Genomic DNA, 13,969 nt, shown 5'->3' with positions numbered 1-13,969 from the left:
CATGGGCGCTCAGCTCAGGGTCTATCGGTCGAGGATTAAATCGGCCCAGACGACCAAGAAGATCACGAGGGCGATGGAGCTGATCTCCGCCTCGCGCATCCAGAAGGCGCAGCAGCGCGTGGCCGCCTCGGCCCCGTACTCCAGGGCCATCACGCGTGCGGTCTCGGCCGTGGCGACGTACTCCAACGTCGACCACCCGCTGACCAGCGAGCGGGAGAAGCTCGACACCGCCGCCGTGGTGATCTTCACCTCCGACCGCGGTCTCGCGGGTGCGTTCTCCTCCTCGATCCTGAAGGAGGCGGAGCAGCTCGCCGAGCTCCTGCGGAGCGAGGGCAAGAAGGTCATCTTCTACCTCGTCGGGCGCAAGGCGGTGGGCTACTTCAGCTTCCGCAAGCGCGCGAGCGTCCAGGCCTGGACGGGTGGAACGGATCAGCCCCAGTTCGAGACGGCGAAGGAGATCGCGGACGCCGTCGTCGAGGCCTACAACCTCGACGACCAGGAGGGTGGGGTCGACGAGATCCACCTCGTGTACAACCGCTTCGTGAGCATGGTCAGCCAGGTTCCCGAGGTCGTGCGTCTGCTCCCGCTCGAGATCGTCGAGGGCGAAGCCCCCGTCGAGCCGTCGAACGAGGTCTACCCGCTGTACGAGTTCGAGCCCGACGCCGCCACGGTGCTGGATGCGCTGCTGCCGATCTACGTCGAGAGCCGCATTTTCAACGCGATGCTGCAGTCGGCCGCCGCCGAGCACGCCGCGCGTCAGAAGGCCATGAAGTCGGCCAGCGACAACGCCGACAACCTGATCCGCGATTTCACCCGTCTGGCCAACAACGCCCGTCAGTCCGAGATCACGCAGCAGATCTCCGAGATCGTCGGCGGGGCCGACGCCCTGGCAACCGCCAAGTAGGCGTCGCGGCCTTCGCCACATCAACCCAGACTCCAGTAGACACAAAGAAGAGAGAGCACAATGACTGACACTGTCATCGCGCCGGCACAGGCGGAGGGAACGCCCGCGGGCGTCGGCCGCATCGCGCGCGTCACGGGTCCGGTGGTCGACATCGAGTTCCCGCACGACTCCATCCCCGAGGTCTACAACGCCCTCAAGACCACCATCTCGATCGGTGAGAACCGCACCGAGATCACGCTCGAGGTCGCTCAGCACCTCGGTGACGACCTCGTGCGCGCCATCGCCCTGAACCCCACCGACGGCCTCGTCCGCGGCCAGGAGGTGCGCGACACTGGTGCCGCCATCTCGGTTCCGGTCGGCGACGTCACCAAGGGCAAGGTCTTCAACGTGATCGGCGACGTGCTGAACGCCGCCCCCGGTGAGACCATCGAGATCACCGAGCGCTGGCCCATCCACCGCAAGCCCCCGGCGTTCGACCAGCTCGAGTCGAAGACCAACCTCTTCGAGACCGGCATCAAGTCGATCGACCTCCTGACCCCCTACGTGCAGGGTGGAAAGATCGGACTCTTCGGTGGTGCGGGCGTCGGCAAGACGGTCCTCATCCAGGAGATGATCCAGCGCGTGGCCCAGGACCACGGTGGTGTGTCGGTGTTCGCCGGTGTCGGTGAGCGCACCCGTGAGGGCAACGACCTCATCGCCGAGATGGAGGAGGCGGGCGTCTTCGACAAGACCGCCCTCGTCTTCGGCCAGATGGACGAGCCGCCGGGAACGCGTCTTCGTGTCGCCCTGTCGGCCCTGACGATGGCGGAGTACTTCCGCGACGTGCAGAACCAGGACGTGCTGCTGTTCATCGACAACATCTTCCGCTTCACGCAGGCGGGCTCCGAGGTGTCGACGCTGCTCGGCCGCATGCCGTCCGCAGTGGGCTACCAGCCGAACCTCGCCGACGAGATGGGTGTGCTTCAGGAGCGCATCACCTCGACGCGTGGTCACTCGATCACCTCGCTGCAGGCGATCTACGTGCCGGCCGACGACTACACCGACCCGGCTCCGGCGACCACGTTCGCGCACCTCGACGCCACCACCGAGCTGTCGCGTGAGATCGCGTCGAAAGGCCTCTACCCGGCCATCGACCCGCTCACCTCGACCTCGCGCATCATGGACCCGCGGTACTTGGGCGCAGACCACTACCGTGTCGCGACCAACGTGAAGCAGATCCTGCAGAAGAACAAGGAGCTGCAGGAGATCATCGCGATCCTCGGTGTCGACGAGCTCTCCGAGGAAGACAAGATCACCGTGTCGCGGGCTCGCCGCATCCAGCAGTTCCTGTCGCAGAACACCTACATGGCGAAGAAGTTCACCGGTGTCGAGGGTTCCACGGTTCCGCTGAAGGACACGATCGAGTCGTTCGACGCGATCACCAAGGGCGAGTTCGACCACGTGGCGGAGCAGGCGTTCTTCAACGTCGGCCCGATCACCGACGTCGAGGAGAAGTGGGCTCAGATCCAGAAGGAGAACGGCTGATCATGGCTCGTCCTCTGAACGTCAGCGTCGTCTCGGCCGACCAGCAGATCTGGGCCGGCGAGGCCTCGATGGTGGTCGCCAAGACCGTCGAGGGCGAGATCGGCATCCTGGCCGGTCACGAGCCGATGCTCGCGATCCTCGCCGCGGGCGAGGTGCGTGTGAACGCGACGAGCGGAGAGCGCCTGGTCGCTCGTGCCGACGACGGGTTCCTCTCGGTCGAGAACGACACCGTCACGATCGTGGCGCGCGACGCCGAGCTGATCAAGTAGTTCCCTCGAAGGCCGCCGTCCCTGCTCCTCGTGAGTGGGGCGGCGGCCTTCGTGTTTTCCTCCTCGCAGTTCCTCAGCTGCCCAGTCGCCCAGAAAGGCTCCGGATGCTCGTCCTGCTCCCGCCCTCGGAGACCAAGCACGACGGGGGAGACGGCCCCGCCCTCGATCTGGCGTTGCTCTCGCATCCGACCCTGACGCCAACCCGGCGCGCCACGGTGCGGCGCCTGAAGCAGCTCAGCCGTGACCGAGAGGAGTCGCTGCGGCGCCTCAAGCTCGGCCCGAAGCTCGCCTCGGAGGTCGATCGCAACCGCGCTCTCACCTCCTCACCTACGATGCCCGCGATGGACCGCTACACGGGTGTGCTGTACGAGGCCCTCGACGCGCCGTCGCTCGACGCCGCGGCCCGCGCCTTCGCCGCGCGGCACGTGCGCATCCACTCGGCGCTGTTCGGCCTCGTCGGTGCGGGAGACCCGGTGCCGGCGTACCGGCTCTCGCACGACTCCCGACTCGAGGGCGACAGCCTCAAGGCGACGTGGAGCGCCCCCGTCTCGAAGGCCCTGCTGGCCCACCGCGACGAACTCGTGCTCGACCTGCGCTCGGAGGCCTACGTGCATCTCGGCCCCGTACCTCCCGCAGTCTCCCGTTCCCACTTCCTGCGGGTGGTTAGCGAAGGGCCAGACGGCGTCACGCGGGCCCTGAACCACTTCAACAAGAAGGGCAAGGGCGAGCTGGTGCGCGCACTCGTGCAGCACGGTACCGACTTCGCGGAGGTGGACGAGCTGATCGCCTGGGGGAGCGCGACCGGACACCGTCTCTCGCTCGCCGCGTCGGGCGAACTGGTGCTCGAGGTCTGACGCGGTTCAGGGTGGCCGTGGCCGTGGCCGTGGCCGTGGCGGTGGTCGTGGCCCTGTCCGTGGCGGTCAAGGTCATCGCCATCAGCCGGCCGCGAAGGCGATGGATTCGTGGGACAGGAGCCAGGCCTTGGTCGGCACCCCCTCTCCGTGGCTCCAGCCGGTGATGCGGCCGGCGACCGAGAGCACCCGGTGGCAGCCGACGAGCAACGGCGTCGGGTTCAGCGCCACCGCACCGCCGACGGCGCGCCCGGCGCCGACCTTGCCGACCGCGCGCGCGATCGCGCCGTAGTCGGTCGGCTCGCCCCAGCCGAGCGCCGCGAGCTCCTGCCAGACCGCGACCTGGAAGGGCGTGCCGCGGTGCGCCAGCGGCACCGTGAAGCGCTTGCGGCTGCCTTCGAAGTAGTCGAGCAGCTGCGCGATCGCCTCGTCGGCGACGGTGTCGGAGTCGAACACCAGGCCGTCGTGCGGCAGTGCTCCGGCTGCCTCGAGCGCCACCCGGGTGACCGCTTCTCCGTCGCTGACCACCTCGACCCGGCCGATCGGGGTCGTGCAGCGTTGCAGGAACGGTGCGGCGGCCCGCTGCTGAGTCAGAGTGTCCATGCGGTGAGGGTAGGACGCCCTCGTCGGGCCGCGCGGGGTCGCGGGGCGATCTGTGGACAGGGACGGGCATCCGCTGCTCTGTGTAGAAGGGATAACGGGGGAGTTGTGCACAGCCCCGCCCGCGATGTGAGCGTTCGTGCCGCGCTGGCTAGACTCGGTGCGTGCCTACTCGCTTGTCCAACTACTTCCTCCGCACGCTGCGGGAATCGCCCTCCGACGCCGAGGTCGCGAGCCACGTGCTGCTCGTCCGCGCCGGCTACATCCGTCGCCAGGCGCCGGGCATCTTCGCCTGGCTGCCGCTCGGGCTGCGGGTGAAGGCGAAGATCGAGGCGGTCATCCGCGAGGAGATGGAGGCCGCCGGAGCCTTCGAGGTGCACTTCCCGGCCCTGCTGCCCAAGGAGCCCTACGAGGTCACCGGGCGCTACACCGAGTACGGGCCCGGCATGTTCCGGCTCTCCGACCGCAAGGACGCGGGCTACGTGCTCGCGCCCACGCACGAGGAGGTCTTCACCCTGCTCGTGAAAGACCTCTACAACAGCTACAAAGACCTGCCCCTGTCGATCTACCAGATCCAGGACAAGTACCGCGACGAGGCCCGCCCCCGCGCCGGCCTGCTGCGCGGGCGCGAGTTCACCATGAAAGACGCGTACTCGTTCGACTACACCGACGCCGGGCTCGACGCGAGCTACCAGGCGCAGCGCGACGCCTACGAGCGCATCTTCACCCGCCTCGGGCTCGAATACGCGATCGTCAAGGCCGACGCCGGAGCGATGGGCGGCTCAAAGAGCGAGGAGTTCCTGCACCCCACCCCCGTCGGCGAAGACACCTTCGTGCGGTCGGCCGGCGGCTACGCGGCGAACGTCGAGGCGTTCACCACCCTCGCGCCCGAGCCCCGCTCGTTCGAGGGTCTCACGCCGGCCGAGGTTCACGACACCCCCGAGACGCCCACCATCCAGACGCTGGTCGACGCGGCGAACGAATCCCACCCCCGCCCCGACGGCCGGTCGTGGACGGCGGCCGACACCCTGAAGAACGTGGTGCTCGCGCTGGTGAACCTCGACGGCACGCGCGAGGTCGTCGTCGTCGGCCTGCCCGGTGACCGCGAGGTCGACCTGAAGCGGGCCGAGGTCGCCTTCGCTCCCGCGGAGGTCGAGGCCGCCACCGAGGCCGACTTCGCGAAGAACCCGGGGCTCGTCAAGGGCTACATCGGGCCCTGGTCGCCCGAGGGTGCGGTTCTCGGCGAGGAGTCGAGCACGGGCATCCGCTATGTCGTCGACCCGAGGGTGGTCGACGGCACCGGTTGGATCACCGGGGCCAACGTGCACGGCAAGCACGTCTTCGGCCTCGTCGCCGGGCGCGACTTCAGGGCCGACGGCGCCGTCGAGGTGGCCGAGGTGCGAGCGGGAGACCCCGCTCCCGACGGCTCCGGCCCGGTCGAGCTGGCTCGCGGCATGGAGATCGGTCACGTCTTCCAGCTCGGTCGCAAGTACGCCGAGGCCCTCGGCCTCAAGGTGCTCGACGAGAACGGCAAGCTCGTCACGGTGACGATGGGCTCCTACGGCATCGGCGTCACGCGCATCCTGGCCATCATCGCCGAGCTCAACAACGACGAGAAGGGGCTGATCTGGCCGCCCTCGGTCGCGCCCTTCGACGTGCACGTCATCGCCACCGGGAAAGACGAGGCGGTCTACCAGGCCGCCGAGTCGGTCGTCTCCGACCTCGAGGCGAAGGGCCTCGAGGTGCTCTTCGACGACCGCCCCAAGGTGAGCCCCGGAGTGAAGTTCGGCGACGCCGAGCTGATCGGCGTGCCGCGCATCGTGATCGTGGGCCGAGGGGTCGCCGACGGCGTCGTGGAGCTGTGGGATCGGGCGTCGGGGGAGCGCACCCAGGTCGCTCTGGATGACGTCGCCGAAAGCTTCGGGTAGTCTTTTCGTTTGACCGCCGGAGACATCGGCGGTGACAGATCTGAACAGAGGAGGCCGGAAGTGGACATCGACCTCAGCGTCTTACGCCTCTTGGAGCGTGAACGAGAGATTCCCTTCGAGGAACTCGTGGGAATCATCGAGCAGGCGATCCTGACCGCGTTCCTCAAGCACACCGACCGTCCGGCCACCACGGAGGACGGCACCGACTCCGCTCGCGTGCACCTCGACCGCAAGACCGGCCACATCGGCATCTTCGTGCCCGAGCTCGATGAAGACGGTGTCGTCATCGGCGAGGCCGAGGAGAACCCCAGCGACTTCGGGCGCATCGCCGCCTTCGCCGCCAAGCAGGTCATCAACCAGCGGCTGCGCGACATCGGCGACGACAAGGTGCTCGGCGAGTTCAAGGGCCGCGAGGGCGACATCGTCGCCGGTGTCATCCAGCAGGGCCCGAACCCGCGGATGATCCACGTCGATCTCGGCACCATCGAGGCGATCATGCCTCCGGAGGAGCAGGTTCCGGGCGAGGACTACGCGCACGGGTCGCGCATCCGCGTCTACGTCACGAGCGTGGCCAAGGGGCCGAAGGGCCCGGCGATCACCGTGTCGCGCACGCACCCCTCGCTCGTGCGCAAGCTCTTCGCGCTCGAGGTGCCCGAGATCGCCTCGGGCGTCGTCGAGATCGTCTCGCTCGCTCGCGAAGCGGGTCACCGCACCAAGATCGCGGTGCGCGCCACCGAGCCCGGTGTGAACGCCAAGGGCGCCTGCATCGGCGAACTGGGGCAGCGCGTGCGTGCCGTCACGTCGGAGCTCGGTGCCGAGAAGATCGACATCGTCGACTACTCGGAGGACCTGCCGACCTTCGTCGCGAACGCGCTCTCGCCCGCCAAGGTGTCGAGTGCCTTCGTGATCGATCAGGCCACCAAGGCCGTGCGGGCGCTCGTGCCCGACTACCAGCTCTCGCTGGCGATCGGCAAGGAGGGCCAGAACGCCCGACTCGCCGCGAAGCTCACGGGTGCGAAGATCGACATCCAGCCCGACAGCATCCTCGACGGCGACTGATCGGGGCGCTTCCGGAGCGGCAGCCGACTGTCGCCCCGGGAATATGGAGTACCATGGAACCCGTTAGAACGTGCGTCGGATGTCGTGCGCGCGCCTCACGGTCCTCTTTGCTGAGGGTCGTTGCCAGGGAGTCTGTCCCTGTGGGACAGGAACTGGTCGTCGACGAGACGGCCACTCTTCCCGGGCGAGGCGCCTGGTTGCATCCGACACTCGCGTGCTTCCACCTCGCGGTCTCGCGTCGCGCTTTCGGGCGTGCGCTCCGGGTGGACGGAGCACTCGAGACGACAACATTAGAGAACAGGCTGAACGGCACCGTGAACCATGAGTGACAACTGATGAGCGGCTCGAAATGAGACCCGTCCGCTACTAACGGCCTGCCCTGTCTGGGTGGGCCATCCAGACAGGAGAATTGTGGCTGCAAAACCACGTGTACATGAAGTCGCCGCCGAGCTCGGTGTCGACAGCAAGGTCGCCCTTGCGACGCTCAAAGAGATGGGTCAGTTCGTCAAGGGCCCCTCGTCGAGCATCGAGCCCCCCGTGGCTCGTCGCCTCAAAGAGGCACTGATCAAGGCCGGCGCGGGTTCGACCGCGTCGGGCGGATCGTCTGCTCCGACTCCCGGTGCGGGCTCCTCGGCTGCTCCGCGGTCGTCGTCCGGGCCTCGTCCGGGCGGTGCGCGTCCCGGCGCTCCGGCTCCCGGCCCGTCGGCCGGTCGTGGCTCGACGCCGGCTTCCGCCGCGCCTGCTGCACCCGCCGCTGCTCCGGCCCCGGCCGAGCGCGCTGCCGCGTCCGCTCCGGCGGCCCCGTCCGCAGCCGCTCCGGCTGCTCCGGCTGCTCCCAAGTCGTCCACCGACGCCCCCGCGGCATCGGGCTCGGGCTCGGCGGCTCCGGCCGCTCCCGGTTCGGCTTCCGCCGCCCCGGCTGCTCCGGCATCCGGTGACTCGGCTGCGCCCCGCCCCGGCGGCCCGCGCCCCGGAATCCCGCGCCCGGGCAACAACCCGTTCGCCAGCCAGCAGGGCATGCAGCGCCCCGGCGCTCCGCGCCCCGGCAACAACCCCTTCGCCAGCCAGCAGGGCATGGGCCGCACCGGTTCGGGCGGTGGTGCCGGTGGCGCCATCCCGCGTCCCGGAGCTCCCCGTCCGAGCGCTCCCCGTCCGGGTTCGCCCCGTCCGGGTGCTCCTCGCCCCACGGGCTTCCAGCGTCCCGGCACCGGTGCGGGCTTCCGTCCCGGCGCCCCGCAGGGTGGTGGCGCTCGTCCGGCTCCCGGTTCGCCCGGGTTCCGTCCCGGTGGTGCCCCCGGCGGCTTCGCGCCGCGTCCGGGTGCCGGCGGTCGTGGCCGTGGCCCCGGTGGTGGAACCGCCGGTGCGTTCGGTCGCGGTGGCGGTAAGAGCAAGGCCCGCAAGTCCAAGCGGACGAAGAGGGCCGAATTCGAGCTGCGCGAAGCCCCGTCGCTGGGCGGCGTCAGCGTTCCCCGCGGTGACGGCAACACGGTAGTGCGACTGCGCCGCGGTGCATCCATCACCGACTTCGCCGACAAGATCGACGCGAGCCCCGGCAACCTGGTGACCGTGCTGTTCCACCTCGGTGAGATGGCCACGGCGACCGAGTCGCTCGACGAGGCCACCTTCCAGGTGCTCGGCGAAGAGCTCGGCTACAAGATCATGATCGTGTCGCCGGAGGAAGAGGACCGCGAGCTGCTCGAGGGCTTCGACATCGACCTCGACCAGGAGTTGGAAGACGAGACCGACGAAGACCTGGAGATCCGTCCCCCGGTCGTCACCGTCATGGGTCACGTCGACCACGGTAAGACGCGACTGCTCGACGCCATCCGCAATGCGAACGTCGTGGCGGGCGAGGCCGGTGGCATCACCCAGCACATCGGTGCGTACCAGGTGGTCACCGAGCACGAGGGCATCGAGCGTCCGATCACCTTCATCGACACCCCCGGTCACGAGGCGTTCACCGCCATGCGTGCTCGTGGTGCCCAGGTCACCGACATCGCGATCCTCGTGGTGGCGGCCGACGACGGCATCATGCCGCAGACGATCGAGGCGCTGAACCACGCCCAGGCGGCCAACGTGCCGATCGTGGTCGCGGTCAACAAGATCGACAAGCCCGACGCCAACCCGGCCAAGGTGCGTCAGCAGCTCACCGAGTACAACCTGGTCGCCGAGGAGTACGGCGGAGACGTCATGTTCGTCGACGTGTCCGCTCGCAACGACATCGGCATCCAGGACCTGCTCGATGCGGTGCTCCTCACCGCCGACGCCGGTCTCGACCTGCGGGCCAACCCGAACAAGGATGCGCGCGGCGTGGCGATCGAAGCCAAGCTCGACAAGGGCCGCGGTGCGGTCGCGACGGTGCTCATCCAGTCCGGAACGCTCCGGGTCGGTGACGCGATCGTGGCGGGAACGGCTTACGGCCGTGTCCGTGCGATGGTCGACGAGAACGGCGAGACCGTCACCGAGGCGACCCCGTCGCGTCCGGTGCAGGTGCAGGGCCTCTCGAGTGTCCCGCGCGCCGGTGACACCTTCCTCGTCACCGAGGAGGACCGCACCGCGCGTCAGATCGCTGAGAAGCGTGAAGCCGCCGAGCGCAACGCCTCGCTGGCCAAGGCTCGCAAGCGCATCTCGCTCGAGGACTTCACCCGTGCACTCGAAGAGGGCAAGGTCGAAGCGCTCAACCTCATCATCAAGGGTGACGTCTCCGGTGCCGTCGAGGCACTCGAGGAGTCGCTGCTCAAGATCGAGGTCGATGACAGCGTTCAGCTCCGAATCATCCACCGCGGTGTGGGTGCGGTCACCGAGAGCGACGTCAACCTCGCCACGGTCGACAACGCCATCATCATCGGCTTCAACGTGCGTCCCGACACGAAGGCGCGCGAGCGCGCCGCTCGCGAGGGTGTGGACATCCGGTTCTACTCGGTCATCTACAACGCGCTCGACGACATCGAGTCGTCGCTGAAGGGCATGCTGAAGCCGGAGTTCGAAGAGGTGCAGTCGGGTGTCGCGGAGATCCGCGAGATCTTCCGCTCCTCGAAGTTCGGCAACATCGCCGGTGTCATCGTGCGGTCGGGAACGATCACGCGAAACGCCAAGGCGCGTGTCATCCGCGAGGGTGTCGTGGTCGGGGACAACCTGGCCATCGAGTCGCTGCGTCGCTTCAAGGACGACGTCACCGAGGTGCGGACGGACTTCGAGGCCGGTATCGGTCTCGGTAAGTTCAACGACATCCAGATCGGCGACGAGATCGAGACGATCGAGATGAAGGAGAAGCCGCGCGTCTAGCGTTCGCTAGAGCAGCGTGAGCTGACGGAGGAGTGGTGCGGCCTGGTGTCGCATCACTCCTCCTCTCATATCCAGTCCCACCGGCAGAGATGCCACAGGCAGAAAGAGGGATGTTCATGGCTGATCCGGCACGTGCCGCCAAGATGGCGGACCGAATCAAGGTCATCGTGGCGAAGCGGCTCGAGAAGGGCATCAAAGATCCCCGGCTCGGTTTCGTCACCATCACGGATGTGCGGGTGACGGGTGACCTGCAGCACGCGTCGATCTTCTACACGGTGTACGGCGACGACCGCGAGCGGGCCGACTCGGCCGCTGCTTTGAAGTCGGCGACCGGGATGCTCCGCAGCGAGGTCGGCAAGAACATCACTGCGCGGCTCACGCCGTCGCTCGAGTTCATCGCCGATGCGCTGCCCGAGAACGCGAAGGTGCTCGACGACCTGCTCGCCGAGGCGCGGGCGCGGGACGCCGCGGTGGAGGGTCTGGCGAAGAAGGCGCAGTACGCCGGCGACGAGGACCCGTACGTGAAGCCGAAGGTGATCGAGGAGGACTAGTTCCTTGCGCGCCGATGTTCGAGTGGCCCTGTCTCGCGAGAGATGGGGCCATTCGTCGTTTCGGCGGCGCGGGAGGGCACGGGTGTCTGATGTCGGTTGGGGCGCGACCGGCGGTCGCGTCAGGCCGGCGGTAGACCGCCGCGGGAGGGCATGGTTGTGTGCTGGCGCTCGGCGCGCGGAAGAACGAAGGGTTAGAAGGGTGGCGGGTCGGGGTCGGGGTTGGGGGCGGCCAGGGCGCGGTGTTCGGGGTGGGTCGTGTAGCGGGCGCCGCGGGGGCTCGTCCAGGTGAGGGTGCGGGTGCCGTCGTGGGAGGGGGTGACGTGCCAGCCGCCCTCGTGCTTGAGGTGGTGGTGACGGGAGCAGAGGTGCGCGAGGTTGTCGGGGGTGGTGCGGCCGCCCTCGCTCCAGGCGTGGGTGTGGTCGAGCTCGCAGCGGTCGGCTCGGCGGCCGCAGCCGGGGAAGCGGCAGGTCTCGTCGAGCAGGGTGAGCACGGTGCGCACGACGGATGAGGCGCTGTAGCGGTTTTCGGCTTCGCGGTCGCGGTCGCGGTCGCGCGAGTCGGCGGGCGCTTCGGGGTGGACAGTCGTGTCGAGAACAAAGGCTGGTGACGTGGTCGTCGGGTTGGTGGTGTCGCTCTCGATGATCGCGGGGCCGGTCGGGGTGCCCGTGCGGGTGGCGCGGCGTGGCGAGGCGTCGATGGGGGGATCTGCGGGCGGTGATCCGGTGTGGATGTGGGCGCGGGTGCGGTGGCGCGTCACGATGGTGGGTGGTGACGGGGAGGTGGCGTCGGGAGCGGGGGTGGACGCACGGAGGTGGGTGGGGGCGTGACGCGCGAGGCGGCGGGCCGTGGCGGGGTCGATGGGGCCGTAGCCGTGGAGGGAGGCGGGGGAGTCGTCGGATCCTGAGAAGGTCGTCGCCGCCATTGTGATGAGAACCGTCGGCATGAAGCCCGGGCGGTCGCGGCGGGCGAGGATGAGGTCGGTGAGGGCGTCGGACCTGCGCTGCGCGTGGGTGCGCGTGTCGTTGTCGGGGACATCGGGGATATCGGGGACATCAGAGACATCGAGGCCGTCGGAGTGTCCGGCGCGGGCAGCGTCGGAAGCGGCGGAGGCGGCCGCGCGGTTGGCGCGGTCGGCGCGTGCGACGCGGTCGATGAGGTCGTCGATGGCCAGGGCGTCGACCGCGGGGAGGTGGTGGAGGATGGTGGCCATTCCGTCGCATTCGGGCGTGACCGAGACGTAGCGCTCGTCGAGTGCCGCTTTGGTGCGGGTGATGATCGATTCGGGGTGCAGGCGCTCGCGCAGGCGGCGGGCGCGGTCGTCGAAGCGGTGGGCCGGGAGTGCCTCGGCGTGGGGGAGGACGTCGCGCTCGAACGAGGCTCGTGCTTCGGCCGGGATTGTCAGGGCGTGCGCGACGAGCGACTTGGCGTGGGCGTAGGAGATGGCACCCGACGAGAGCCGGGAGAGCGTCTTTGGGAAGGCGCCGACCAGGTGCTCGCTGTCGTCGATCAGGCGGGCTGTCGTGCGTTCGCTGCGCTTCGTCGCGCAGGCGATCTCGGTCACGAGGCGGCGGCGGGCCCACTCGCGGCCTGCGGCGGTGGCGGCGCTGCCGTCGGACTGGGACATCAGCGATGAGAGTTCGGCCACGCGTGCCAGCCGGCGGACGCGCAGTGCCTCGGCGGCGGCGATGGCCGCGTCGGCGGCTCGGACATCCTGGATCGCCGCGTCGAACTGAGCACCAAGCGAGTCGATGAGCGGGGCATCGTAGGCAGGGGTCTCGGCGAAGACGACCGACGAATTGTTCATGAGGATAAGTCAACCAGAGACCACCGACATTGGACTTCGTGACCCGGCCCTGATCATCGAGGGCAAGCGCGGAGCGCGCGGCAGCACCCGGGTGGCTGCCGCGCGCTCCGCGCTTGCCGACGAGGGGCATGGGTCGCCTTGCGAGTGCGGCAGGAGACGCGAGAGGTCAGGTGAGAGCGTGCAGGTCGTCGGAGTGGGTCACGAGGACACGGGGCCGTGAAGGTCGTCGGAGTTGGTCGACAGGAGACGAGAGGTCAGGGGAGGGCGTAGAGATCGGCGGCGGGGGTCACCAGGAGGCCGTCGGCCAGGAGGCCGGCGAGGGCGCGGCCGAGGCGCGCGGGGTCGGGGAGGGCCTCGGCGAGGGCGGTGTGGGGGACCGGGTCGTCCGACGCGCGCAGGACTCCCAGCACGATGCCGCGCGCCTGGCGGTCCGAGCCCTCGTACTTCTTCTGCACCGGCCGGCGGGCGACGGGGGCGGAGGGGTAGGCCGCCGCCCGCCAGGCGCAGAGGTCGGCGACCGGGCAGGAGGAGCAGCGCGGCGCACGGGCCGTGCAGACCAGGGCGCCGAGCTCCATCATGCCGGCGTTGAAGCGGGCGGCGTCGGCGTCCGACGGGGGCAGCAGCGCCGCCATCGCGGGGAGGTCGCGGCGGGCGTTGGGGGCGGCCGCATCCGGGGCACCGTCGACGGCTCGAGCGATCACGCGGCGGATGTTCGTGTCCACCACCGGGTGCCGATCGCCGTACGCGAACACCGCGACCGCCCGCGCGGTGTAGTCACCCACCCCGGGCAGCGACAGCAGCGACGGCACGTCGCGCGGCACCTCCCCGCCGAAGCGCGAGGTGATCGCCACCGCACAGGCGTGCAGGTTCAGCGCCCGACGCGGATAGCCGAGCGACTGCCAGGCCCGCACCGCATCCCCCGCGGGTGACGCGGCCAGTGACGCCGGCGTGGGCCAGCGCGCCAGCCACTCTGCCAGCCGCGGCACCACCCGCACCACCGGCGTCTGCTGCAGCATGAACTCGCTGACGAGCGTGCCCCAGGCCGTGAATCCGGGTCGGCGCCACGGCAGGTCGCGGGCAGCGACGGCGAACCACGACACGACGGCGGTCGAGAAGGCCGAAGGGGAGAACTCAGTCGAGGAAGCCGAGGGGGATGCCGCAGAGGAGAGAGGCGTCGGTTCGGGCATCCGACC

Annotated in this window: 12 protein-coding genes; 9 read left to right on the top strand and 3 right to left on the bottom strand. The window is 69.2% G+C overall.

The features are described from left to right. The first annotated feature begins 1 nt into the window (after window position 1). The 4 genes from NVV95_RS10835 (at window position 2) to NVV95_RS10820 (ending at window position 3,551) form a co-directional block, all read left to right on the top strand. A complete protein-coding gene (locus tag NVV95_RS10835) occupies window positions 2–904 on the top strand; it encodes a F0F1 ATP synthase subunit gamma (protein WP_259486564.1) in 903 nt (300 codons plus the stop codon). A 60-nt stretch (window positions 905–964) separates the two neighbouring features. After that, entirely contained in the window at window positions 965–2,428 is a 1,464-nt protein-coding gene (atpD, locus tag NVV95_RS10830) for a F0F1 ATP synthase subunit beta (RefSeq protein WP_259486563.1), read from the top strand. A 2-nt stretch (window positions 2,429–2,430) separates the two neighbouring features. Continuing rightward, a complete protein-coding gene (locus NVV95_RS10825; RefSeq protein WP_179548545.1) occupies window positions 2,431–2,697 on the top strand; it encodes a F0F1 ATP synthase subunit epsilon in 267 nt (88 codons plus the stop codon). A gap of 104 nt (window positions 2,698–2,801) precedes the next feature. Beyond that, the gene (locus NVV95_RS10820; RefSeq protein WP_259486562.1) at window positions 2,802–3,551 is read left to right on the top strand and encodes a YaaA family protein; all 750 of its coding nucleotides are present in this window, start codon (window positions 2,802–2,804) and stop codon (window positions 3,549–3,551) included. 81 nt (window positions 3,552–3,632) lie between these two features. Here the strand turns inward: NVV95_RS10820 and NVV95_RS10815 are convergent, their stop codons facing one another. After that, window positions 3,633–4,151 (bottom strand): methylated-DNA--[protein]-cysteine S-methyltransferase, encoded by a 519-nt coding sequence (locus tag NVV95_RS10815; RefSeq protein ID WP_259486561.1) that lies wholly within the window; start codon window positions 4,149–4,151, stop codon window positions 3,633–3,635. 161 nt (window positions 4,152–4,312) lie between these two features. Between NVV95_RS10815 and NVV95_RS10810 the strand changes: the two genes are divergently transcribed. The 5 genes from NVV95_RS10810 (at window position 4,313) to rbfA (ending at window position 10,971) form a co-directional block, all read left to right on the top strand. Beyond that, on the top strand, window positions 4,313–6,076 hold the full coding sequence (locus tag NVV95_RS10810; RefSeq protein WP_259486560.1) for a proline--tRNA ligase: 1,764 nt from the start codon (window positions 4,313–4,315) through the stop codon (window positions 6,074–6,076). 60 nt (window positions 6,077–6,136) lie between these two features. Continuing rightward, entirely contained in the window at window positions 6,137–7,135 is a 999-nt protein-coding gene (nusA, locus tag NVV95_RS10805; protein WP_259486559.1) for a transcription termination factor NusA, read from the top strand. Window positions 7,136–7,188: 53 nt separating this feature from the next. After that, the gene (locus tag NVV95_RS10800) at window positions 7,189–7,464 is read left to right on the top strand and encodes a YlxR family protein (RefSeq protein WP_259486558.1); all 276 of its coding nucleotides are present in this window, start codon (window positions 7,189–7,191) and stop codon (window positions 7,462–7,464) included. An 82-nt stretch (window positions 7,465–7,546) separates the two neighbouring features. Beyond that, entirely contained in the window at window positions 7,547–10,420 is a 2,874-nt protein-coding gene (gene infB / locus NVV95_RS10795; protein ID WP_259486557.1) for a translation initiation factor IF-2, read from the top strand. A gap of 116 nt (window positions 10,421–10,536) precedes the next feature. After that, window positions 10,537–10,971, top strand: coding sequence for a 30S ribosome-binding factor RbfA (rbfA, locus tag NVV95_RS10790; protein WP_259486556.1), 435 nt, complete (start codon window positions 10,537–10,539; stop codon window positions 10,969–10,971). Between the two features lie 191 nt (window positions 10,972–11,162). On the opposite strand, the gene NVV95_RS10785 is transcribed toward rbfA, so the two are convergent. Together NVV95_RS10785 and NVV95_RS10780 are read right to left on the bottom strand one after the other, a co-directional pair. Then, entirely contained in the window at window positions 11,163–12,776 is a 1,614-nt protein-coding gene (locus NVV95_RS10785) for a DUF222 domain-containing protein (RefSeq protein ID WP_259486555.1), read from the bottom strand. Window positions 12,777–13,030: 254 nt separating this feature from the next. Then, entirely contained in the window at window positions 13,031–13,963 is a 933-nt protein-coding gene (locus NVV95_RS10780) for an iron-sulfur binding domain-containing protein (RefSeq protein WP_259486554.1), read from the bottom strand. Window positions 13,964–13,969 lie beyond the last annotated feature (6 nt).

Source organism: Herbiconiux gentiana (genome assembly GCF_024978135.1).
In the GTDB taxonomy this organism is placed as follows: domain Bacteria; phylum Actinomycetota; class Actinomycetes; order Actinomycetales; family Microbacteriaceae; genus Herbiconiux; species Herbiconiux gentiana.
This window is presented reverse-complemented; position numbering and strand designations above follow the sequence as displayed.